General features: G+C 39.7%; 22 protein-coding genes, 1 rRNA gene and 1 pseudogene. 7 read left to right on the top strand and 17 right to left on the bottom strand.

Annotated features, from left to right (window positions below):
- Positions 1–40: 40 nt before the first annotated feature.
- The 9 genes and pseudogenes from guaA to B879_RS12790 all read right to left on the bottom strand — a co-directional run bounded on the left by guaA (position 41) and on the right by B879_RS12790 (position 7,008).
- Positions 41–1,569, bottom strand: a pseudogene (gene guaA, locus B879_RS12750) (glutamine-hydrolyzing GMP synthase).
- An 82-nt stretch (positions 1,570–1,651) separates the two neighbouring features.
- Complete coding sequence (locus B879_RS12755; protein WP_009185602.1) at positions 1,652–2,656, bottom strand: phosphotriesterase family protein; 1,005 nt, start codon at positions 2,654–2,656, stop codon at positions 1,652–1,654.
- A 24-nt stretch (positions 2,657–2,680) separates the two neighbouring features.
- Positions 2,681–3,694 (bottom strand): ligase-associated DNA damage response exonuclease, encoded by a 1,014-nt coding sequence (locus B879_RS12760; protein WP_009185603.1) that lies wholly within the window; start codon positions 3,692–3,694, stop codon positions 2,681–2,683.
- Positions 3,695–3,710: 16 nt separating this feature from the next.
- Positions 3,711–4,340, bottom strand: coding sequence for a flavin reductase family protein (locus B879_RS12765; RefSeq protein WP_009185604.1), 630 nt, complete (start codon positions 4,338–4,340; stop codon positions 3,711–3,713).
- The gene (locus B879_RS12770; protein ID WP_009185605.1) at positions 4,337–4,780 is read right to left on the bottom strand and encodes a hypothetical protein; all 444 of its coding nucleotides are present in this window, start codon (positions 4,778–4,780) and stop codon (positions 4,337–4,339) included. Before B879_RS12770 ends, B879_RS12765 begins: the two co-directional genes overlap by 4 nt.
- 16 nt (positions 4,781–4,796) lie before the next feature.
- On the bottom strand, positions 4,797–5,060 hold the full coding sequence (locus tag B879_RS12775; RefSeq protein WP_009185606.1) for a hypothetical protein: 264 nt from the start codon (positions 5,058–5,060) through the stop codon (positions 4,797–4,799).
- Positions 5,061–5,140: 80 nt separating this feature from the next.
- Positions 5,141–5,827, bottom strand: a complete 687-nt coding sequence (locus tag B879_RS12780) for an SDR family NAD(P)-dependent oxidoreductase (protein WP_009185607.1) — start codon at positions 5,825–5,827, stop codon at positions 5,141–5,143.
- Positions 5,828–5,942: 115 nt separating this feature from the next.
- The gene (gene folE / locus B879_RS12785) at positions 5,943–6,638 is read right to left on the bottom strand and encodes a GTP cyclohydrolase I FolE (RefSeq protein WP_009185608.1); all 696 of its coding nucleotides are present in this window, start codon (positions 6,636–6,638) and stop codon (positions 5,943–5,945) included.
- Positions 6,598–7,008 (bottom strand): 6-pyruvoyl trahydropterin synthase family protein, encoded by a 411-nt coding sequence (locus B879_RS12790; RefSeq protein WP_009185609.1) that lies wholly within the window; start codon positions 7,006–7,008, stop codon positions 6,598–6,600. Before B879_RS12790 ends, folE begins: the two co-directional genes overlap by 41 nt.
- Positions 7,009–7,283: 275 nt before the next feature.
- Between B879_RS12790 and B879_RS12795 the strand changes: the two genes are divergently transcribed.
- On the top strand, positions 7,284–7,994 hold the full coding sequence (locus B879_RS12795) for a murein L,D-transpeptidase catalytic domain family protein (RefSeq protein WP_040400636.1): 711 nt from the start codon (positions 7,284–7,286) through the stop codon (positions 7,992–7,994).
- Positions 7,995–8,000: 6 nt separating this feature from the next.
- Here the strand turns inward: B879_RS12795 and B879_RS12800 are convergent, their stop codons facing one another.
- Together B879_RS12800 and B879_RS12805 are read right to left on the bottom strand one after the other, a co-directional pair.
- On the bottom strand, positions 8,001–9,680 hold the full coding sequence (locus B879_RS12800) for a L,D-transpeptidase family protein (RefSeq protein ID WP_009185611.1): 1,680 nt from the start codon (positions 9,678–9,680) through the stop codon (positions 8,001–8,003).
- A 49-nt stretch (positions 9,681–9,729) separates the two neighbouring features.
- Positions 9,730–11,271, bottom strand: a complete 1,542-nt coding sequence (locus B879_RS12805; protein WP_009185612.1) for a bifunctional GNAT family N-acetyltransferase/carbon-nitrogen hydrolase family protein — start codon at positions 11,269–11,271, stop codon at positions 9,730–9,732.
- A gap of 160 nt (positions 11,272–11,431) precedes the next feature.
- Between B879_RS12805 and B879_RS12810 the strand changes: the two genes are divergently transcribed.
- The 5 genes from B879_RS12810 (at position 11,432) to B879_RS12830 (ending at position 17,186) form a co-directional block, all read left to right on the top strand.
- Positions 11,432–12,334: a mechanosensitive ion channel family protein gene (locus B879_RS12810; protein WP_009185613.1), complete on the top strand. Its 903-nt coding sequence runs from the start codon at positions 11,432–11,434 to the stop codon at positions 12,332–12,334.
- A 79-nt stretch (positions 12,335–12,413) separates the two neighbouring features.
- Positions 12,414–13,349 carry a hypothetical protein gene (locus B879_RS12815; protein ID WP_009185614.1) on the top strand — a complete coding sequence of 312 codons (936 nt, stop codon included), beginning with the start codon at positions 12,414–12,416 and terminating at the stop codon, positions 13,347–13,349.
- Positions 13,350–13,478: 129 nt separating this feature from the next.
- Positions 13,479–16,253, top strand: a complete 2,775-nt coding sequence (leuS, locus tag B879_RS12820; protein ID WP_009185615.1) for a leucine--tRNA ligase — start codon at positions 13,479–13,481, stop codon at positions 16,251–16,253.
- Between the two features lie 84 nt (positions 16,254–16,337).
- Positions 16,338–16,655 carry a hypothetical protein gene (locus B879_RS12825; RefSeq protein ID WP_009185616.1) on the top strand — a complete coding sequence of 106 codons (318 nt, stop codon included), beginning with the start codon at positions 16,338–16,340 and terminating at the stop codon, positions 16,653–16,655.
- 21 nt (positions 16,656–16,676) lie between these two features.
- On the top strand, positions 16,677–17,186 hold the full coding sequence (locus B879_RS12830) for an FKBP-type peptidyl-prolyl cis-trans isomerase (protein WP_009185617.1): 510 nt from the start codon (positions 16,677–16,679) through the stop codon (positions 17,184–17,186).
- Positions 17,187–17,237: 51 nt separating this feature from the next.
- Here the strand turns inward: B879_RS12830 and B879_RS12835 are convergent, their stop codons facing one another.
- The 5 genes from B879_RS12835 to B879_RS12855 form a co-directional block, all read right to left on the bottom strand.
- The gene (locus B879_RS12835; RefSeq protein ID WP_009185618.1) at positions 17,238–18,197 is read right to left on the bottom strand and encodes an ABC transporter ATP-binding protein; all 960 of its coding nucleotides are present in this window, start codon (positions 18,195–18,197) and stop codon (positions 17,238–17,240) included.
- Positions 18,194–18,547: an MmcQ/YjbR family DNA-binding protein gene (locus tag B879_RS12840; protein ID WP_009185619.1), complete on the bottom strand. Its 354-nt coding sequence runs from the start codon at positions 18,545–18,547 to the stop codon at positions 18,194–18,196. The genes B879_RS12835 and B879_RS12840 overlap by 4 nt, the downstream gene beginning before the upstream one ends.
- A gap of 41 nt (positions 18,548–18,588) precedes the next feature.
- Positions 18,589–18,780: a DUF6728 family protein gene (locus B879_RS12845; protein WP_009185620.1), complete on the bottom strand. Its 192-nt coding sequence runs from the start codon at positions 18,778–18,780 to the stop codon at positions 18,589–18,591.
- Positions 18,781–18,857: 77 nt separating this feature from the next.
- Entirely contained in the window at positions 18,858–20,837 is a 1,980-nt protein-coding gene (ispG, locus tag B879_RS12850; protein ID WP_009185621.1) for a (E)-4-hydroxy-3-methylbut-2-enyl-diphosphate synthase, read from the bottom strand.
- A 4-nt stretch (positions 20,838–20,841) separates the two neighbouring features.
- Positions 20,842–21,546 (bottom strand): SDR family NAD(P)-dependent oxidoreductase, encoded by a 705-nt coding sequence (locus tag B879_RS12855; protein ID WP_009185622.1) that lies wholly within the window; start codon positions 21,544–21,546, stop codon positions 20,842–20,844.
- 129 nt (positions 21,547–21,675) lie between these two features.
- On the opposite strand from B879_RS12855, the gene B879_RS12860 reads away from it, so the two are divergent.
- Positions 21,676–23,955, top strand: coding sequence for a helix-turn-helix domain-containing protein (locus tag B879_RS12860; protein ID WP_009185623.1), 2,280 nt, complete (start codon positions 21,676–21,678; stop codon positions 23,953–23,955).
- A gap of 325 nt (positions 23,956–24,280) precedes the next feature.
- Here B879_RS12860 and rrf read toward each other — a convergent pair.
- Positions 24,281–24,392: ribosomal RNA gene (rrf, locus tag B879_RS12865) — 5S ribosomal RNA — on the bottom strand.
- Positions 24,393–24,426: the final 34 nt, after the last annotated feature.

A 24,426-nucleotide genomic window follows, 5' to 3' on the forward strand; every position in this document is an offset into this window, starting at 1 on the left:
ATAACCCGTCCTTTTAAGGTACGGTTATTTTTTTGAAATTTTATTCCCACTCAATCGTTGCCGGTGGTTTGGAAGAAATGTCATAAACTACCCTATTTACACCCTTCACCCTATTGATGATTTCATTGGAAACCTTTCCTAAAAACTCGTAAGGCAAATGAATCCAGTCAGCGGTCATACCATCTACAGATCCCACTGCCCTTAATGCGACAACCCGCTCATAGGTCCTTTCATCCCCCATCACACCTACCGACTGTATAGGAAGAAGAATCGCACCTGCCTGCCAAACCTGATCATAGAGTCCGTGTGATTTGAGGCCCTGTATGAAAATATAATCTACTTCCTGCAATGTTTTACTTTTTCCGCAGTAATGTCTCCCAAAATTCTAATCGCTAATCCTGGCCCTGGAAAAGGATGCCTTCCAATGATGGCTTCAGGAATTTCTAAAGATCTACCCACCTCTCTTACTTCGTCCTTGAATAGGGTATTCAATGGTTCCACAACAGAAAGCTTCATAAAATCAGGCAATCCGCCTACATTGTGGTGAGATTTGATCGTAGCTGAAGGTCCTTTGACAGAAACTGATTCAATCACATCTGGATAAATGGTCCCTTGTCCTAACCATTTTACTCCTTCAATTTTGTGCGCCTCATCGTCAAAAACTTCAATAAATACCCTGCCTATCGCTTTCCTTTTGGCTTCAGGATCAGTTAAGCCTGATAAGGCATCATAAAAGCGTTGCTTGGCATCTACACCAATCACATTTAGGCCTAAAGTTTTGTATGAATCAAGAACTTCTTCAAATTCATTTTTCCGGAGGAGGCCATTATCCACAAAAACACAGGTAAGGTTATCCCCAATGGCCCTGTGGATCAAAGTAGCAGCCACAGATGAATCTACCCCACCGGATAAGCCCATCACAACCTTATCATCGCCCAATTTAGCTTTCAACTCCGCCACTGTACTATCTACAAACATATCAGCAGTCCAATCTTGGGCACATCCACAAATATGGACTACAAAGTTTCTTATCAAATTCTTACCTTCTAAAGAATGGGTGACTTCTGGATGAAACTGAATGCCATAGGTTTCTTCCCCCTGAACTTTAAAAGCCGCAACTTCTACAGCCGGGGTGCTGGCAATTACCTCAAAACCATCCGGAAGCACCTTGATGGTGTCACCATGTGACATCCAGACTTGAGAACCATGAGTCATCTCTTTCAACAAATCATAATGCTGATCGATATGGGTAAGATTGGCCCTGCCATATTCCCTGATCTCGGAAGGCAATACTTCCCCACCATATTTCTGGGCCATTAATTGGGACCCATAACAGACACCTAAAATGGGTAATTTCCCACGCATGCTGTCTAAATCTATATCGGGTGCCCCTTCGTCCCTCACTGAACAGGGACTGCCTGATAATATTACGCCTTTGATGTCTGAAGTGATCTCAGGAACTTTATTATATGGATGTATTTCACAATATACATTGAGTTCCCTAACTCTTCTGGCGATGAGTTGTGTATACTGGGAACCAAAGTCGAGGATAAGTATCTGTTCTGCCATGCGCAAAGGTACACAGGCCCAAGAAAAGGAGAAAAGATTTTAAAGAAAATTCAAAAGATTATTTTGCGAAAAGCTGACAGCTTCAATCAGGCCAAAGGGAAAATGCCTCCCTGGGATTATAGATGAGCATTTTATCGATATCAGACTGGGTAAAACCCTCTTGAAGAAGTCTTGGAAGCAGTTGGTCAAACAAGCTTGAGTATCCTTTAAATCCACTTTGATCCTCTTCTCCAGGACTATACCAACCCGCATCGTGGGAAATCAGCACTCTATCCAAATCAATTTGCTCCTTGAAAAACTTCAAACGCTGAAAATGCCCCTCCACATCCCAAACTATACCATCTAAACTCACCCATACACCTTCTTGAACTGCTTTGCGATAGTTTTCAAAATCAGGCTCATTTTGTGCATGGACCCAAACAAAGTGCTTTAGATCCACTCCTTCCCGTTTCAAAAGTTCTATTTGAGCTTTTGCTGTTTTCCACGTACCTGTATGGGAAACTATCAATAGTCCCGTTTGCTTATGTGTATAAGCTGCAGCCAAAACCAGCTTTTCATCCACTGCTGACAGTACTTCTCCCTCATTTACACCGATTTTTATAAAGCCAGGTCTCACATCGGTACCAGCAATACCCTCTTTGAATTCAGCAATCCACCTACCAGCTAAATCTTCAACAGACAAATCACTTATTTCACCAGGTAAATATTTGCCATTTACGGCCCCATAATAGCCTGTATTGGTGATAAACTGCATCCCTGTTTTTTCTGAAATCATTTGTAAAAGCAGGGGGTCCTTTCCCAAGAAAGATGGTGTGCATTCCACAATGGTCTTAACGCCCTTTTCCTGAATTTCTCTGATGTAGGGAACCAAAAAGTCAACCACTTCTTGCCTGTCCCACCTATGATCCCCGGTTGAATCCGCTCCAATAAAATCAACTAAAACATGTTCGTGGACCAAGGTGATCCCCAAGGATTCCGGTTGAATTTCTCCGGAAATGGTAAGAATTACAGCTTTATCTTTATCTTTTGCAGAATTACAAGCCTGAAACAAAATAAATAGGGCTGCGTATAGAAAATGCTTTTTCATATGCCCTAAAATACCAAAACCTAATCAATTATCCTCAAGATGATTGTTTTCTCCTTGAAAAAGTGTTTCTATTTCGACAGCATTAATATGTTCTTCCTCTTCCAAGTATTTTGCAAAAACAGCTGTATTCCCATGGGTAAGATATACCTTCTCCGCCGAAGTCGCCTTGACGGCGGTGATCAGCCCATCCCAGTCCGCATGGTCTGACAGGACAAAGCCCCTATCCACAGCTCTCCTCCTGCGAGCACCTCTGACATTCATCCAGCCTGAACAAACCCCAGTCCGGAAAGGTGCGAATTTCTTTAACCAAGGCGTGCCCATAGCCGATGGAGGAGCAATGATCATAGCTCCCTGATAACTTGATTTTGGTATTTCCTGACTGACTTTGGGAACATCTAAAACCTGAACCTGATTGGCCAATAATGCCTGATTGGTATTCCAAATGGCACCATGAGCAAAAATATTTCCAATACTTGGATCTAAATGGTTCAATATACGCTGCGCTTTGCCCAAGGAATAGGCAAACAAAACCGAGTTTCTTTTATAGGCAGCATTGTCCTGCCACCAAGAGTTTATCTGATCAAATACCTTCCGCTGGGATTCCCAACGGTAGATCGGTAAGCCAAAAGTACATTCCGACACAAACTCATGGCATTTTACTGGTTCAAAAGGTTCAGAAAGTCCATCTGCTTCTAATTTGTAATCACCACTTACCACTGCTACCCTACCTTTATATTCCAACCTTATCTGTGAGGAACCAGGTATATGACCTGCAGGATGAAATGAAATACTCACTCCATTAATGGAAATCTTCTCCTTGTAATTTACTGTCTGAAGTGAAATATCTTCTCCCAGCCTGAGCTTCATGACTTCCCTTGAATGATGATGAGCGAGGTAGGCATGCATACCCCAGCGTGAATGGTCAGAATGGGCATGGGTAATCAGCGCTTTTTCAACAGGTCGCCAAGGATCTATAAAAACATTTGCCATTGGACAAAAAAGACCAGAAGCAGTCATTTTAAGCAGGTTATTATCCATAAGGCAATATGTATATTTAAATTTCCTCCAAATGCTTTCCAGGCTTTGGATAGCTAAGTCGGGCTAGCTTCTGGCCGATATGGTATTCGTCTAATCCACTGACAGTGACTGTTCCTAGCGCATTTAAATCAAGTGATCCGTCCTTACGGAGTCCTTTTTCATCCACCCAAACATGCTCTATTTCGCCAATCACCAATACAGTATCATTGACCTGAAGTGTAATATGCTCGATCAGTCGGCATCCCAGCTTGACAGGGCTAGGCTTAACAAATGGAGCATAAAATTCTAGTAAATATTCTTCTTCTATCCCTACAGCATCAAATTCTGAACTCTCATAACGGGCAGCAGTTTGATGGGCCTCTTTGAAAAAATCTTGGGTGACATGATTGAGTGTAAATACTCCTGTCTCCAAAATATTTTCCAAAGTGTGCCTTTGAACCGTATGAGGACGGAACAAAATACCCACTGTAGGAGGCGTAGCTCCAATATGAAAAACCTGTGAAAAGGGTGAAAGATTGGTCTGGCCTGATTTACTTTTTGTCCCAATCAGGTTCAAACTCTTATAACCTGAAAGGCAATTGATGAAATCTCTTCTAAAGAAAGATTCAGCCTCCATGATGGAGGTTTTGTCAAAATGTCTCATCATATAAGAATGGCCTCTTCTATGGAGTCACAGTATTTAATGTCCAAGAGGTGGATGATATTTTCAGGATTATTTTTTAATATTTGTTCTTTGGCTATCATAACCATTTTTTCAAACCATTTCTCTTCGGGCAAGATTTTGCGGTGCTTTTGAAGACCCAATTCCAGCATTTTATTCTTCCAATTGAGAAAATACCACTCCATGCTTGGCTGGTGAAATGCCCGGAGGGATCTTTTATCAAAAATAAACTTTTCAAATTTACCTGCTTCCACTATGGAGGAAATATGCTTGAAGGTTTCTTTGAAATCTTCAATAGGAATGTAATCTGCAAGTAGCTCACAGATAATCATCCCCTGGTCATCATTAGCGTAGACCCTGGCGTAGCGGGTTTCGAACTTTAGTTTAAAGTTATTTTCTTCTATGATATTTGCCGCAGTATTCATTATTGGTTAAAGGTTATTAGTGGAACGTACGGTTTTTATTATTCTTACCATTGCTCACTTCTTCCTTGAAGGAACCTAAATTCTCTTCTAGACGTATGGCATAGTCCATAGTGGTTTTTATCAGTTCCTGCTGGGACTGTATCTGCTCTTTTAACCTGGATAATTCTTTATTCATGTCTGCCAGTTTGACTTCGTATTCTTTTTTAAGCCTATCTTTCTCAAGTCTGGCCTTTTCTAATTCTTCCTTGAAAATCAAAAATGATTCCGGTGGAGTCCTCATAATCTCATACTTTAAACTTAGGGAGAATACCCTTAATATACTACACTTTTTCTATCCCTATTGTTTTCCCCTAGTGAAAATCACATTCCTTTAACGGAAGACATACCTCCATCTACATGTAATACCTGACCCGTCATCCAACTTGAATCATTGGATAAGAGAAACACTGATGCGGCGGCAATGTCCTCAGCTGTACCATATCTACCAATGGGATGCCTTTTGTTAGAAGCTTCCTTTTTATCTTCAGTACCCAATAGCTGAGCAGCTAAGGGAGTATCCGTCAGGGATGGGGCTACTGCGTTTACCCTAATTTTGGAAGGAGCCCACTCTGCTGCCAAGGAACGGACCAAACCCTCAACTGCCCCTTTTGCACTGGAAATAGAAGAATGAAAGCCTAAACCAACATTTACAGCAACAGTACTATACAAAACTACAGAAGCGCTTGAGGATTTTTTCAATCCTTTCATACAAGCTTGTAAGACCTTAACTGCTCCCAAAAGATTCACTTCATAATCCTTCTGAAAATCCTCCACAGTGAACCTATGGAAGGGTTTAAGATTGATGGTTCCAGGACAATATACCAAACCATCAATCACTTCTGGAAGCCCTTCTATTTGACTGAATGCTTCAGTTACATCTAAAATCTTTCCATCTCCACCAGTTCTTGAATAAGAATATACTTGAGCCCCTAAAGTTTCTAATTTTTCTTTTACTGATGCACCTATACCTGAATTGCCCCCTATGAGCACAATATATTTATTTTCCATACAACAACATTTTATTTATAAATCGATAAAAAAGTAAATTGTTTTAGCCTCTCCCAAAAAATTAAAAAGCCGGAATCAAATCCCGGCTTTAGTTGGTTTAGATTGTATTATTTTATCAAAGACTTAGGTATTTCATAAATTCTGCCCTTGTCTGTTCGTCTGTTTCAAATTTGCCTCCATAAAATGAAGTGACTGTAGAACTGCTCACATCTTGTATTCCTCTGGAAGAGACACACATGTGATGCGCATCTATTATAACGGCTATATCATCAGTACCTAAAAGCTCTTTCAGCTCATTCCCAATTTGCATTGTCAGTCTTTCCTGAACCTGAGGCCTTTTTGCAAAATACTGGACAATTCTGTTAATTTTAGACAGACCGATGACATTTCCATTTGATATGTAGGCCACGTGGGCTTTACCATATATAGGAACAAAATGGTGCTCACAGTTGGAAAAAAAGGTGATATCCTTTTCTACCAGCATTTCTTTGTACTTATACTTATTTTCAAAAAGTTTTACAACAGGTTTGTTTCTTGGATCAAGCCCACTGAAAATTTCTTTTATATACATTTTGGCAACCCTTTTCGGAGTACCCCTTAGGCTATCATCTGACAGATCAAGCCCTAAAACATTCATTATTTCTCTGAAGTGTTTTTCTATCAACTCCATCTTAAGATCATCATCCATCTCAAATGCATCTTCCCTGAGAGGTGTTTGATCCGATGTTCCAATATGCTCATCTCCTATTTCTTCAATACTTCTTGTGAATTCAAGATCCACTGTATTCGACAAAGTTTCTCTCTGTTTCATATAATCGAATTGTTAAATCAAATTTTAAATCAATTTTTACTCTTAAAATGTTCCATATAACCACAGCAATGTTTTCGGCTGTGGGGTTGAGATTTTTAAATTCATCGGTGTCTAAATTTAAATTTTTATGATCAAACTTATTCAAGACGTTTTCTTTGATGAGGTCGCTGAGTACCTTCATATCAAACACATAACCTGTATCGGGATCAACAGGACCATCCAATTTTACAATCAAATCATAGTTATGACCATGGTAATTGTAATTGTTACACTTCCCAAATACAGCCAAATTTTTTTCATCAGACCAATTTGGATTATGCAATCTATGCGCAGCATTAAAATGCTCTTTTCTAAATACAGATACTTTCATTGTTTATCAAACTGGGATATCTAATTTTTTGTTTAATTATTTACAAAATTCTTTAAACAAAGCTGATTATTTCCCATAATTTTCGTTTTGATTCCCCTCTTTCAGTACACAGCCTTAGAAACACCTTCACAATAGAAAACAGTTCCAAAAATCTGTTATTTGTCTTGTGCACCAAAATCAGTACTCAATTATATTTTTTTATAATAATCGACAGTTTATTTGCAAAATAAGTGATTTGGAACTTTTTTTGTTGTAAACCCATTACTTATTACGTAATGCGAAAAACAATCATCTTAATCATCCTTTTGGTTGGTGGGACCTTTTCAAGCAATTTCTTAGTAAACAGTTCTCCTTCCACAATATTGAAGGAGCTTTCGCTTGAAGACCATATCATCGAGCTGGTCAGCACCCACAGTTTAAATGCAGAAAAACCTCTCCCTAATAGAGATGTTTTGAGTTACGGCATCAAAGGCTATTTAAAATTACAGGAAGAAGAAAAAATTCTTGAAGGGAAGCCATTGACCGTTATTGATTTTACCCTCCCATCTTCTGAAAAGCGAATGTGGATCATTGACATGAATGAAGGCACTATACTTCACCATGGACATGTTTCCCATGGCAGAAATTCCGGTGATTTAATGGCCCAAAAGTTTTCAAATGTCAGTTCCTCTTACATGAGTAGTTTGGGTTTTTACCTCACAGGTGAAACTTATCAAGGTAAACATGGCTATTCTTTGAGGTTAGATGGCTTGGAAAAGGGGTATAATGACAAAGCCAGAGACCGTGCCATCGTCATCCATGGAGCAGATTATGCCAAAGAGGAATTTATTTCCCAAACCGGGAGGTTAGGTAGAAGTCTTGGATGTCCGGCCGTTCCTCATGAAATTGCTAGGGAGTTGATTGATCTCATAAAAGAAAGATCCTTACTTTTTATCTTCGGCCAAGATGAGGAATACCTCGATAAATCTGAGATCCTGAATGCTTAAAAAACGCTAACCCCTTCTTTGGATCAGCGCCTGATAGACTTCATTGTCCCTGTTGTAAATATCCCTCCTAAAAAATACACGACCATCGGAAGTTGTCCAGTAGGTGAGATATAGGATTACAACAGGGATTTTTCTATCTAGATTTACCACCTGCTCCCTGCTCTGCCTCATGGCAGAATTAATCCGTTCATCTGTCCATCCCTCATCATGTTGAAGCAGTAATTTTGCTAGCTCCACAGGTTTTTGAATCCTGATACACCCATAACTCAAAGCCCTGTCTTCTCTTTCAAATAAGGATCTGGCCGGTGTATCATGAATGTACACATGGTGCTTATTGGGGAACATAAACTTTACTAGCCCTAAGGAATTATGTTCTCCAGGATCTTGTCTAACCATGTAAGGAAATCCGGCTGCACTCACTTTTGACCAATCGACACTACTTGTCGGTACTTCCTGTCCAGAAAAAGTCAACAAGCGCATTTTTCTTTTGGCCATATATTGGGGGTCTTTGCGCATACCGGGAATTACTTCCTGCCTCAAGATGGAAGGAGGAACGGTCCAAGTGGGCGAAAAAACCAAATAGGACATTTGAGCAGAGAATTGAGGCGTAGAGTGAAAACTCCTCCCAACAATTACCCTTGAAGTCAGCACCGTATCCCTTTGCTGAATAAAATCAAACTGGAAGTTAGCCGTATTGACAATTATCAACTCCTGCTCTTTCAAATTATCGGGCAACCATCGCAGCCTCTCCAAATTTATGGAGGTCTTTTTGATCAGGTCCTGAGGACTTTGATTTAGGGCATAAATTGTGCCCTGCCCTATGACACCATCAGACTCCATCCCAAATTTAAGCTGTAATTTCTTTACCGCTTCTTCAATTTCAGCATCATATCCCTTTCCTTGACTTTCATAATCATTGGGCAGAAAACCCCAAAATGACAATCTTTTGACCACATCGGGGATAATCGGACTGTTGTCCCCAACTTTTAAAGACCTTGAAATCTTTAATTCTTTCCAACTTGATGTTTGTTCTATTTGAAACCTTTCAAAATCATTATATAACTGTCTCAGTCCTTCTCTCATCGGCCTGTATATGGTAAAAGAAGGGTAAAGATCCTGTAAGGCTCTCCTGATACTCCCTGCCTGTATAGCTGAACTTAATCTCTGGTCAAGGTACAAATCCGGTGCAGAACGTTGGATATTCCAAACCGTGCGAAGTTGCTCAGGATCCACTTTGCCATGGTAAAGATGGGAAGCCAACATCACAAAAGCATCGGACAGCAAGAGATCTAGCGCTCCCATATCCGCTCTGGATAAGGATCTGCCTTCACTTCTAGCTGCTTCATATTTCATGAACAGCCCATCAATTGCCTGTAAGTGGTAATCTGCCGGCTGAAGTCCATCAAATTTGGACTGTTGGATCTCATAACGCATCTCATAGGCCAACTCCAATAAAACAGTATCCTCTCTAAGCCATGCAACCTGAAAATCTCTTTCCGTATAAAAGCGATGGACTACAACAGAACTGAACAACATTTGACCCTGTACCAATGGTTTTTGTGAAGGATCTGTAGGTTCTAAAAAAGTACGTAAATAAAAAGATGATCCGTTTTGGGTACTGGTTATTTCTTGACCCAAAAGTGGAATCCAAACAAATAGTAAAAAAAATAAGATCAGATTTCTCATTGTAAAATATTTTGAGTGTTTCAATTTTCTTACGGATTATCCTTTTCCCTTATTTCTTCTTTTTCCAATGGATTGAATAAAGATCCAAACGGCGTTGCTCTAAGTTTCTCACACTACCCGCTTTTCTTTGCTTGGTCAAAAGGTCTAAATCCACATCCGCCACAATGGTCGTTTCTGCATTTTCAGAAGCTTGTGCTACCGTGGCATCATGTGGGAATGAAAAATCAGATGGAGAATAAATCGCAGACTGTGAGAACTGAATATCCATGTTTTCTACACGAGGAAGGTTACCCACAGAACCTGTGATGGCCACATAACATTCATTTTCAATGGCCCTGGCTTTTGCACAGATATTGACCCTTAAAAATGCGTTTTTTGTGTCTGTCCAAAAGGGGACGAAAAGAATATCCATTTCTTGCTCAGCCAAAATCCTGCCCAGTTCCGGGAATTCTACATCATAACAGATCAAAATACCTATTTTCCCTGCATCAGTATCAAACACTTTAATGCCATTGCCTCCCTGAAGTCCCCAATAGGCTGCCTCATCGGGGGTAATATGCAGTTTGTATTGTTTGTCTGTAGTACCATCCCTTCGGCAGAGGTAACTTACATTTCTCAATTTCTTCCCATCGTACTCCGGCATACTGCCAGCTATAATGTTAACATTATAAGAAAGCGCCAAATCACTCATTCTGTTCACAATCTCATCAGTGTAATCTGCTAAGTTACGGATGGCTTCTGAAGCATCCATATCATTAAACTCTGCCAATAAGGGGGCATTAAAAAACTCAGGTAACAAGCAGAAATCAGATTTGTACCCAGAAACTGTATCCACAAAAAACTCCACCTGCTGCATCAGATCGTCCACACTATTGAAACGACGCATTTTCCACTGCACTAGTCCCAACCTTACGATGGACTTTTTATTACCTATAAGCTTTTCATCCTTTTCGTAATAGATATTGATCCATTCTAACAAGGTAGCATAGGCCCTCGAGTCGGTATCTTCTGGGAGATATTTGGTGATCACTTTCCTGACGTGGAATTCATTGGCCAATTGAAACGAGAGTACCGGATCAAAAATTTCTTTACTCTTTACCAAGTCAATGTATTTCCTAGGGGTCATTTGATCTGCGTACTTTGAGTAGCCAGGAATTCTGCCGCCAGCAATAATAGACCTTAGGTTCAAATTTTCACACAGCTCTTTTCGGGCATCATACAACCTTCTGCCTAAGCGCATGCCCCGATAATCCTTATGAACAAAGACGTCGGTACCATACAAAGTATCTCCATCATTATCATGGGTATCGAATTTGCCATAACCGGTAATTTGATCATAGGTGTGGTTATCACCAAACTTCCCATAGTCTACTATCAAACTCAATGCAGCTGCTACTACTTTTCCATTATCCTCGATACATATCTGCCCTTCAGGGAATACCTTAAGCTGATTTTTGAGTTCCTGTTTGGTCCAAGCACCTCCTTGGTCTTTATAAATAGTAACCATGATCTCTCTGATGTCTTCATAGTCTGAAAGCTTGATATTCCTAAGTTTTAAGCGGTGCTCTAATTCTTCTCTCTGTTTACTCATAGCACAAAATTAACTAAAATTCGGCCAAATATTTTAATCTGAAAAATTTTAGCAACATCACCAAAACTTTAACTAAGTGAAAAACAATTCCCCCAGAAAGCTCATTTAATTTCCAGAGTTGATGTAAATTGGCCCAATTATAAAATAGGTTTCTACAGTTATGGAAAATGGTTTTCGGGAATTTAAAAAAGGTAAAATCAGTGAATTCTTAGAATTTTTATATGAAATCCTAAATCTAAAACTTTTTTCAATCGGAGACTCCGTCATGACAATTGGGCTGCTGATCACCTTGATAATATCCGTAGTCATTTTGTTTTTTCTTTCCGAATGGATAAAAAAACTTTTGGTCAACAGGGTTTTAAAAAGATACCAAATCGAGAAAGGTACCAGGCAATCTGTAGGCACCATAGTCAAGTATGTAATCATCATAGCAGGTCTGTTTTCAATTCTTCAGACAAACGGCATAGACTTGAGTGCATTTGGAATCTTAGCGGGAGCTTTGGGTGTTGGTATCGGTTTTGGTCTGCAAAACATCACTAATAACTTTATCAGTGGTCTAATCATACTTTTCGAACAACCCATCAAAGTAGGCGATAGAATAGAAGTAGGTGAAATCACCGGCGATGTCATTAAAATATCAGCAAGGTCAACCACCGTGGTAACCAATGATAACATCAGTGTCATTATCCCGAATTCAAAATTCATAGATGATCAGGTGATCAATTGGTCGCACAATGAATATAAGGTGAGGTTCAATTTTCCAGTAGGAGTTTCCTACAAAGAAGATCCGGAGAAGGTTAAAGAAGTACTATTGGAGGTCGCCAAAAAAAACCCCAACGTCTTGGACTCTCCACAACCCGATGTACTATTTGATGAGTTTGACGATAGCAGTCTGAATTTTTACTTGAGAGTTTGGACTTCAGAATATGTAAGCAAACCCAAGGTCCTGAAAAGCCAGCTTTACTTTGAAATCTTTAAAAGATTTTCAGATCATGGCATTGAAATCCCCTTCCCTCAAAGAGATATTCATATTAAAAGTGGGGCTGAAAAATTGAATAATTGATATTTTTTATATTTATTTACCATGTTGTAAGATTCACTTTTGCGACATGCCTAAAAAACTGATTTTCAAATATTGATAAATGAAGCGGCTGTTTTTTTTCTTATTTTTTTTCTCCATGACCCACTTTGTTTTTTCTCAAAGTTTTTACAGGTATAGATTTGAGGCACCCTGGTCTGTTTCAGCTTCACTAGGTCCCACTCAATATTTTGGAGAATTGTATTCCCTTTGGAAATATAATGAGGGAGTACAACCTGACTGGAATGCGAATATTGCGGTAAGGAGGGTTTTAGGCACTTATGTTAAAGCACGTGTAGAAGGCACTTACTATCAAATATCCGGACAGGATCCGCCCGCAGATCCCCGAAGTTTGAGACAACCGCGAAACCTTCATTTTCGGGCAAGGAATTGGGAAATGACTGCCATAGGGGAGTTTCATTTGAAACCTGTCAGACAGTACAACATCACCCGTCACTTTATCAATTTTTATGGCTTTGCTGGTGTTGGTTTTTCCACCAATGACCCTAAAGCTGAACTTAGAGGGGAATGGGTAGCCCTACGGCCTCTTCAATTGGAAAACAACCCTTACGAAAAATTTATCATTGTATTCCCAACAGGTATTGGCATGAAATACAAAGCCAATGTTTGGATGGACCTTATCTTGGAACTGAATTACCGTTGGACCTTGACCGATTACATGGATGATATCAGTGCTTTTAATGTGAGTGAGTTTTACCTTGATCTTGTCAGGGATTATGGCAGTAATGAGGAAGGTCCAAACCCGGACAGACTTAGACTTGCCATCAGAAATCCGGACTTTCTACGTGAAAATGGGGAACCCAATGTCCAGAAAATCTTGGATAACCGTGGAAGGGTCAGAAGAGGGTCTGGGCTTACTGAAAGGTTTGATGGTTACCTTTCTTTAAATATAGGTGTAGAATTATATCTTTCGGAGGACATCTGGGACAACTGGATATTCAGAAACAGAATCAGAGAAAAACGCTACAGGTTCTGGTAAATTGTTTCATTATATTTTCTCAAGCTTACAGTTTTTGATAAGAGGAAGATTAGCATATTAGTCCGGCTAATCCCGTTTATTTTTCTATTTTTGCAAGCAATTCTTCAAACACAAGACATTTATCCAAAAATGGCTGATTATAATTTTCAGGAAGTAGAAAAAAAATGGCAGGCATACTGGGAAAAAAACCAGATTTTCAATGCCCAAGCTGACAATTCCAAACCAAAGTTTTATTCTCTGGATATGTTCCCTTATCCCTCAGGGGCAGGGCTACATGTGGGGCACCCCTTAGGCTATATCGCCTCAGATATTATCACCCGGTATAAAAGACTGCAAGGCTTCAATGTCTTACATCCTATGGGCTATGATTCCTTTGGCTTGCCTGCTGAACAATATGCCATTCAAACCGGGCAGCATCCTGCCATTACCACTGCCCAGAATATCAATCGTTATACAGAGCAATTAAAAAATATTGGCTTTGCTTTTGACTGGGCCAAAGAAGTCAGAACCTCAGATCCACAATACTACAAGTGGACCCAATGGATCTTCATGCAGCTATTTGAAAGCTACTATGATAAAAAAGAAGATAAGGCCAAAAGTATTACTTCTTTGGTAGCTGTCTTCGAATTGTCCGGAAATGCGGAGGTTCTCGCGGTATGTGATGAGGATACGCCTGAATTTTCAGCCGCTGAGTGGAAAAGCTTTTCTGAAAAACAAAAGCAACAATTATTACTAAAGTACAGGCTTACCTACTTGGCTGAAACTACGGTCAATTGGTGTCCTGCCCTGGGTACTGTACTTTCGAATGATGAGGTAAAGGATGGCTTTTCCGAAAGAGGTGGCCATCCTGTTGAACGCAAGAAAATGATGCAATGGAGCATGCGGATCACAGCCTATGCAGAGCGTTTACTGCAAGGATTGGATGCTTTAGAATGGTCCGAACCGATCAAGGAAATGCAGCGCAATTGGATAGGAAAATCCATAGGTGCTGAAATGGTATTCCAGGTAAAGGGCCAAGATAAACTGATCAAAGTATTTACCACCCGAATCGATACCATTTACGGAGTAACCTATTTGGCACTGGCTCCCGAGCATGATTATGTCAAAGACCTCATCACAGAGGAGCAAAGGGCTACCGCAGAAGCCTATGTTGAAGTGGCCAAAAATAGATCAGAGCGGGATAGAATGTCTGATGTAAAGACCATATCTGGCGCTTTTACCGGCTCTTATGCCATCAATCCTTTCAATGGGGAAGAAATTCAAATTTGGATAGCAGATTATGTTTTGGCAGGGTATGGAACTGGGGCCGTTATGGCCGTGCCTGCCCATGACGAGCGGGATTACAATTTCGCCAAGCATTTTGGACTAGAAATTCGCCAAGTCATAGAAGGAAGTATGGAAAATGGCTCTTTCCCAGGAAAGGGAGGAACCATCATCAATTCAGACTTTATTTCAGGCTTGGAAATGAAAGTGGCAATGGATAAAGCCATTGCCTTTTTGGAGGAAAAGAAAATCGGAAAAGGGAAAATACAGTACCGTATGCGCGATGCCATCTTTACCCGCCAAAGGTACTGGGGGGAGCCTCTACCGGTTTTCTTCAAAGAAGGACTACCTTACCTCATTGATGAGAAAGACTTGCCTTTGGTTTTGCCTGAAGTGGATAAATACCTACCCACAGAAGATGGAGAACCCCCATTAGGCAGGGCTAAAAATTGGACTTACAAAACTGCCGATGGTGAATTTGCATTGGAAAAAAGCACCATGCCGGGCTGGGCGGGTTCCAGCTGGTATTTCTTCCGCTACATGGATCCACAAAATGAAGAAAAATTGGTTGATCCTGAAATCGAGAAATACTGGGGTGCAGTGGACCTGTATATCGGCGGTGCAGAACATGCTACAGGACACTTGTTGTATTCAAGGTTCTGGACAAAATTCCTTTATGATATTGAGGTGGTAAGTATCGAAGAGCCCTTTAGTAAAATGATCAATCAGGGTATGATACAGGGAAGGTCTAATTTTGTCTTTAGGGTTAAAGGAACTAATACTTTTGTCAGCCATGGTTTGAAAGATCAATTTGAAACTTCCGCCATGCATGTAGATGTAAATATTGTTCATAATGATCAATTGAATATTGACAAATTCAAGGCCTGGAGACCTGACCTTGAGGACGCCGAATTTATTACGGAAGACGGTAAATACATCTGCGGTGCCGAGGTAGAGAAAATGTCTAAATCCAAATACAATGTAGTCAACCCAGATGACATCATCGACCGCTATGGAGCCGACACCTTGAGAATGTATGAAATGTTTTTGGGACCATTGGAGCAGTTCAAGCCTTGGAATACAAATGGTATTGATGGGGTATCCAAATTCCTTAAAAAACTTTGGAAACTCTACCACGACCAACAAGGTAATTTCTCTGTTTCCAATGAAAAAGCAACCAAAGAGGAATTAAAAACACTGCATAAAACGATCAAGAAAACCCAAGAGGACTTGGAGAATTATTCCTTCAATACTTCTGTGGCATCTTTTATGATCTGTGTGAATGAGCTCACTGCCTTAAAATGCAACAAACGGGAAATTTTGGAGCCTCTGGCTATTATCATTTCTCCCTATGCACCGCACATCACAGAAGAGCTTTGGTCCATGCTGGGGCATCAGGATTCTATCATCTTCTCCAAATTCCCAGAATTTAAGGAAGAGTACCTGGTGGAAAACAGCCATGAATACCCCATCTCTATCAATGGCAAAGTCAGGGCAAAACTGTCTCTGTCTTTATCATTGAGTCGGGAAGAAGTTGAAAAGACAGCCCTAGAGGATGCAACCGTCCAAAAATGGCTGGAAGGCAAGACACCTAAAAAGGTTATTGTCGTACCAGGCAAGATTGTCAATGTTGTGGTTTAATTAAATCTGTTTCATAGATTGGGCCTGAGATAAAACTAAACTCAGGCTCATTTTATTAGAAGATGACCTACTGATTCAATCCCTATGAATAGATTCTTTGTACCTTTTGCGGCCATCATGTCTTCGGGGATATTTGCTTATTCTTATTGGAAGGAGTGGTTAGCGATCAGGTGGTGGGGAGAGCAAGCGGTCATATTTCCTGAAAATGAACAAGCCCCCTACTTCCACGCTTCTGAGGCAATTTATCTACAGGTTTTATTGGCTTTTGCCCTTGTTTTTAGCCTTATTTTCTTTGCTTCCATTATCTACACCTTCAAAAGAAATTGGAAAGCTGTGTTTTTTTGTTTCATGTTCAGTATGTTGGCAATCTTTGCTGTGATGGTCAATGGGGCGATTAAATAAAACTTTCCCTACATTTGTACCATGAATATAATCAACAGTACTGTAGTAGGTTTGACCTATGAATTGAAAGTCAGCAAAGAAGCTGATGAAATTGAATCAGCACCCTTCAGTGTTGAGGTTAGGGATCAAGAAGATCCATTTTATTTTATTTTTGGCCAAAGTGGCTTACCGGAGAAATTTGAAGAATTTCTTTTAGGCAAAAAAGAAGGGGAACAATTTAATTTTGTGATCAATTGTGAAGATGCTTATGGAGAAGCTGATGATGAATTGATTATGGCTTTACCCAAAGAACAGTTTACCAAAGAAAGAGGATTTGAACCTGGGATGTTGGAGGAAGGAAATTTCCTGCCGCTAATGGACGAACAAGGTTTCCCTTTACAGGCGAAAGTGCTCAAGGACTTAGGTGAGGAAATCTTATTGGACTTCAATCATCCGTTGGTAGGTTTTGACCTTCATTTTGAAGGGGAAATTTTTGAAGTCCGTGAGGCTACAGCCGAGGAACTTCAAGCAGGACAAATATTGGATGAGTAAAAAGATTAAAAATTGATGAATAACTGTCCCAATTTCAAAATTGGGACAGTTTTATTTTATAGGTCCGATTTCCCGGTCTCTTTCCCATTTAAGAAAAATCCTATCACCCGGTAAAAAAATTCTTTTTTTATCTTCTACCTCCCATGTTTTTCCATTTTGAAATTGAACAGTAAGCTGATTAAAATGAACCAAATATTTTTTTTGAATCACTTTGGCTGGCTTTCCCGAAGTTTTAAAAAGTTGTACATCAGATGGCCTGATAAAGATACTTTTTTTGTCCGGTATGGGGTTTAAATGACTGAAAAGCTTTGCTGCATATATATTTTTTGGTTTAGAAAAAATTTGCTCAGGATGGCCTTTTTGAATCAGTTTTCCTTTTTGGATCAAAACCAACTCGTTGGACATTTGAAGTGCATCATCCAAATCATGGGTTACAAATAATACGGTAATACCAAGTTTTTGGAACATTACCCTAAGTTCAGCGATTAATTCTCTCCTTTGAATGGTATCCAAACTTGAAAATGGTTCATCCAACAATAAAAGCTGCGGTTCAATACTCAGTGCCTTACCGATGGCGACTTTTTGTTGCTGACCACCCGATAACTGTCTGGGTAATTTATGTCTGAATTTTTCTAGACCTAAAAGCCGAAGTATTAGGTTTAACCTCTCTATTTTATAGGATTTGTCATAAAGTAAAAGAGGTCTGGCTATATTTTCTTCTACTGAGGAACTGGGATAAAGATGATAATCCTGATAAACCAGTTGTATTTCATCATAGCCGGGAATAAGCTGCTCTTTGGGATTTGAAATACGGGCACCATTCAAAAAAACCTCTCCAGTATTTCGGGATTCGAGACCGGCAACTATTTTTAGCAATGTACTTTTTCCTGAACCACTCTCTCCTATCACAGACACTACCTGTCCTTTTTCAAGTTGCAGGGAAAAATCCTTTAGCACAGGAATTTCACCATCATAACTTTTTTGGAGCTTATCAATTTTCAGGTAAGTCATTTATTATTTAAATCCTCTTGGACTTTTTTGGGTAAACTGTAAAAAATTAAATCGTAAGAATCATCTGCTAATTTCAAAATTAGTGAGTCTGACACAGAACCATCGCAACTTACAGTATTCCAGTGTTTTTTATTCATATGAAAACCTGGCTGTATACCAGAATATTTTTCCCGCAATTCAATAGCGATATCTGGATCACACTTAAGGTTGATGCTTTCAAAATGCAGCATATCTGTTATGGCAAATATTTTCCCTCCTACCCTAAAGCATAGGGTATCTTTATCAAAAGGGGTATCTTCAGTTGTTCCTGACTTGGATAAACAATAGTCTCTAAAATAGATGATATCCATGATAGAGATAAATTTAACCAACCGACTGATAACTAAAAAGTTTAAAGGACCCTTTTTATTATCCAAATAATAATAGCAGCTAAAAACATCAAAATAGATATTTTATTGATGCCATGCATCATCCGGATATTGAAATTAGAAGGTCTATTAGGATCAGGTTTTTGAAAAACCCGGATAAAATAGTTGGACACTTCTCCTAACTGAAAAAATTCTTTTAATCTACTGTTTGCCATGTGATTTATAATTCTCTTTTCAAATGGATGCGGAACCATCTGCCCTCACCTTCTCTAGTTTCTATATAACTGATGAATCATACTTCTGGTTCGATCCACATGCCATCTTTCCTGATGATTTCTATCAGCTCATCTACCGCCTTTTCGGATGGAACAGACCTCTTCACCACTTCCTTACCCTTGTATAAAGTAATTTTGCCTTTACCAGAGCCTACATAACCATAATCTGCATCCGCCATTTCACCTGGGCCATTTACAATACATCCCATAATACCTATTTTCACGCCTTTGAGATGATCTGTTCTTTTCCTGATCATGGCCGTCGTTTCTTGTAAGTCAAACAAGGTTCTGCCGCAAGATGGGCAAGAAATATACTCTGTCTTTGACATCCTCGTTCTGGCTGCCTGAAGAACTCCAAAACTTACAGAGTTATGCAACTTGATTTGAGCCAATACTTCAGATCGTTCAACACCATGATAAGCCTCCAAACCAATCATGATACCTTCTCCTAAGCCATCAACCAATAAGCCTCCCACATCCGTAGCAGCATAAAGCATAGTCTGATCTTGGGGTTGCTTGGGGTAATTTACCTTAATGACTACCGGTAATTGATTATGATTCTCCAGTAAATCAAAGAAAGCCCTTCTCAATGCCGGCATGTTGTGAAGGTTTTCACTGTGCAGAATGATTACTACATCTTTCCTACCTTCCAGTATTGGTAGTGCCACTGAAATTTGATGGTCCTCCAATAAAAGGAAATTCAATCCATAGTGGATTTTTTCTGCAGCACTAAACTCTTCCAAATTAAATGCAGGGAATTTATTGACCTGATCTTCAGAATTGAGCCAAATGGAATAATGTTGAATTTCCTTCATGCCATTGGGCAACATAAAAGGAATGGGGTTTGAACCTGAAAAAACATAATCAGTACCTTGGTCATTCATTTTCCATTTATCCAGTTCCGGTAAATAAAAATGACCAACTTGCTTCATTTCTTTTTCAGAAATTTGGGCTATAGCGGAAATATCGGCTATTACGCGAGGCACATTGGTACCACCAAAGTTGAATACCTCTAAAGTATCCCTTCTATTGTATTCAAAGGGTGAAATCGGGTAGTGATTGATTTGTTTTATAACCGTATGGTCCTTCCGGTTCACATACCTATCCACCAAAGTCTTGGCAACTGGAGCCTCGAATTCAGGATCTTCAGTTAGAGATACCCTCACTGTATCACCTAATCCATCCTCTAACAAAGTGCCAATACCAACGGCTGACTTAATTCTACCATCTTCACCATCCCCCGCTTCTGTTACACCCAAATGCAGAGGATAAGGTTTGAAACCTCCTTGCTCAAGCTTTTGAACCAAAAGCCTGTAGGCCTGTACCATTACCTGGGTATTGGAAGATTTCATGGAAATGACGATATCATGGAAATTTTCATCTTCACAAATTCTCAAAAATTCCAATGCAGACTCAACCATTCCCAAAGGAGTATCTCCATATCGACTCATGATCCTGTCAGATAAGGATCCATGATTGGTACCAATTCTCATCGCTGTACCATGCTCCTTGCATATCTTTACCAAGGGTAAAAATCTTTCCCTTATCCTTTCTAACTCTTCTTGATAACTTTGATCTGTATATTCGATTATTTCAAATTTCTTTTTATCCGCATAATTACCTGGATTGATACGCACCTTTTCTACAATCTTGGCAGCTATTTCCGCCGCATTCGGCGTAAAATGAATGTCTGCAACCAAAGGTGTATTGTAACCTCTATTTAGAAGCTCTTTTTTAATCTCCCTGAGATTTTCCGCCTCTTTGATGCTGGGTGCAGTAATACGGATCAACTGACATCCTGCATCTATCATCCTGATACATTGCTCTACGGATCCTATCGTATCCATGGTATCTACTGTTGTCATAGACTGTACCACAATTGGACTGTCACCACCAATGATTACATCCCCTACCTTCACAGGTATGGTTTTCCTTCTGGAATAAGAAGTAAGGCTATTGCAATAACGGATTTTCTCTAATAATGCTTTGGTTTCCATAAGATTATAAATCTCCTAATTGTGGTCTAATCACTATTTCTTCAACAACTGAAAAGGGCGAAAGGTTATAAGCAGCCCATACAGAGGCAGCAATATCTTCTACTTTCATAAATCGTTCGATCGGTATATCAACCCCCTCCCAACTGGCAGTATAAGTTGCTCCCGGTAAAACAGATGTTACTTTGATATTAAAATCTTTTAATTCTTGTCTAAGGCATTTAGTAAATCCCAGCATTGCCCATTTTGAAATGGCATAGCTTCCTCCATTGGCGTAAGCGGTTAATCCTGCTATTGAGCCAACAGAAAAAATATGCCCGGATTTTCTCTCAATCATATCTGCAGTAAAAGCTCTTGTCAGGTAATAAGCAGAAAAAAGATTAGTCTGCATCATTAATTCGAAATTACCTTCTGGCTCTGAATGTATAGCTCCAGGCAAAAATACACCGGTATTGTTAATCAAAACATCGGGAATCACAAGCTTCTTTACTTCCTCAGAAAATTCTACAACTTCTGTTTTGGAAGAAAGGTCTGCCTGCTTGACAAAAATTTTCTGATCAGGAAATTTATCCTTAAAGTCTTCTGCCAGAGCAGCTAAGTCATCTGCATTTCTGGAACAGGTATACACATCGAATCCTTCTTCCCCAAATCTATTAATGATGGCCCTGCCGATTCCTTTCGTTCCGCCGGTCACCAAAATACTTTTTGTCATTTGATTAGTTTTTTAATAGTTAGTGTAACAACTATTTACAGGTGACAAAGTTACATTTTTTTGAAAACTTTGCGAACTTAAACGGATAATCGAAGGACCACCTGAATTTTTTATTTTAATTTTATTTTCATGGAAACACAGGTTACAGATAGATTAACGCTTGCATCTCATTTTGTGAATAGCACCAACAGTCCAATTTTTCTTACCGGAAAAGCGGGAACGGGCAAAACTACTTTTCTGAGAAATCTGGCAACAATGACGCATAAGTCATATGTGATAGTTGCTCCTACAGGTATTGCCGCTCTCCACGCCAAGGGAGTCACAATCCATTCTCAGTTTTTACTGCCATTAGGAAGTTTTCTTCCCAGCAGGGAACCGGAGGGTAATTTCAGTAATAGCGGGCAAATTTTTACGCAATTTTCCCTGACAAGAAGACATACACTGAACGCGGCAAGAAAAAAAGTCCTAAGTGCGATAGAGTTATTGATCATCGATGAAGTAAGTATGCTCAGGGCTGATATTTTAGATGCTATTGATTTTCGATTAAAAAGTGTGAAAAGAAACTTTGATGTACCTTTTGGTGGAGTTCAGGTCCTATTCATAGGGGACCTTTACCAATTACCTCCTATTGTAAAAGACCAAGAATGGCAAATATTGAGAAAATTCTACAACAGCATGCATTTTTTTGAAGCCCATGCCCTGAAACAATCCGGAATGGTGTATTTAGAACTTGATAAAATTTTCAGGCAAAAAGATGAGGCTTTTATCAACATACTAAACAACCTGAGAGACAATAAGGCAACAGAGGACGATATCAAGGCACTCAACAAACATTTCAAAACGGAAGAAGAAATAAAGGATCTTGAAGACACGATAATCATAACTACACATAATTATAAAGCCGATGCCCAAAACCAAAAAGAATTACAAGCATTGAAAAGCCCATCCCATTTTTTTGAGGCAAAAATTGAAAAAGATTTCCCAGAGCATTTATACCCCTTGCCAAAAACCCTTGAGTTAAAGGAGGGAGCCCAAGTCATGTTTATCAAGAATGACAGCAGTGGAAATGGGGCCTATTATAATGGCAAAATGGCTAAAGTAAAGTCAATTGAAGAGGATGAAATAAAGGTGGTAATGACTGAAAACAAATTAACCTACACCCTTAAGCGTGAACTCTGGGAAAACAAAAGATATGTCATCAATGAAAGCACCAAAGAACTGGAGGAAGATATTATCGGAACTTTTGAACAATATCCAATCAAATTAGCTTGGGCAGTAACTGTGCATAAAAGTCAGGGGCTTACTTTTGATAAGGCTATCATAGATGTTGGGCAGGCATTTGCCCCAGGACAGGTATATGTGGCGCTTAGTAGGTTAAAGGGTTTGGAAGGATTGGTATTACGAACCAGAATCCAAAATGATGTCATTTATAGTGACCATGATGTAGCAAATTTCACCCAAAGCACCAAGAGCCAGGAACCACTACATGATTTATTGATCAAACATAGGAAAACTTACCTGGAAAAACTTGTGCTGGAGACTTTTCATTTTTTGGACCTGATGAAAATGACAAAGGACTTTTTCAAAGAAACAGAAAGTGGATTTGAATTTGAAGATTTGGAAATGCGGGTAGCCATGCCAACATTACTTGAGCGTTTTGAACAAGAGCTGGATAATACGCAAGTTTTCCAAAAACAGTTACTCTATTTGCTGAACCTTCAAGATGAAGCCAAACTTATCGAAAGGTTAGAAAAGGGAAGTGCTTATTACGGGGAATTGCTAAAGGAACAATTGAAAGCACTTTTGATTCATACAGCTGAAGTTGAGCGTTTTTCACAGACAAAAAAATACATAGAAAGTTTGGGCCAAATAGAATTACAGCTGTTGAAGAAAATGTCCCAGATCAAGAAAGTAAGCATTTTGGCTAGAGCCATACTTAAGGAGCAAACCATAGGTAAACTGGAAGAAATACAGCAGGAGATTAGGAGTTTGCGAATAGATTTGGTCACTGCAGCTAAAACCTTGGCCGCAAATAATCCTAAATTCCAGAAAAACAAAACGGGAAAAAAGAAAAAATCGGAGGATGCACCCAGTCTAAAAAGGGTTAAGGGGGAAACCTATGAAATCACCTACGAAATGAGTGACAATGGAGGAAGCATAGAAGATATTGCAGTACAAAGAGGACTCGCTGTTTCAACCATCAAAGGCCATTTGGCAAAAGGAATCAAAGAAGGCAGGATCTCCCTATTTACGCATATGGATGAGGCAACTTTCAAGCAAATAGCAGAAATTATAAAGAAATACGATGCTGATTTAGGGGCTATAAGACAAGAACAACCCGCTACTTTTGACTATGGCACCTTAAAGATGGTCGCAGCCCACATGGGGCTATTAGAAAACAAGAATTAAAATGTCTCCCTGATCAGAAAAGTACGGCGACCTAGGTCTTTGTCACGTCCTGATTTTACTTGACACTTATTTTATTTTTTTCTTTAGAATTCGACTCCCCCGGAGTCGGGATTCCCGAATATCAAAATTACCTCTCAACCCCGGGTTGCACCCGGGGCAAATAACCTACGGTATTGGACGCTTTCTGCGTCCGGAATCAGAAAAGTATGACGACCTAAGTCTTATTTCTTGTGTCTTGTATCTTGAGTCTAAAGTCTTGTGTCTAAAGTCTCGCTTCTCCCCCTATAAACGCCAAAAGCCGGTATCTCTACCGGCTTTTATAATAATGTGGCGGCGACCTACTCTCCCGGGTGTAACCCCAGTACCATCGGCGCTGCAGGGCTTAACTTCTCTGTTCGGGATGGGAAGAGGTGGGACCCCTGCGCTAGGCCGCCTAGTCTTGCTGTACCAGGTACAAAGTACAATGTACCA

The sequence above is a fragment of the Cecembia lonarensis LW9 genome, assembly GCF_000298295.1.
Taxonomy (GTDB): Bacteria; Bacteroidota; Bacteroidia; order Cytophagales; family Cyclobacteriaceae; genus Cecembia; species Cecembia lonarensis.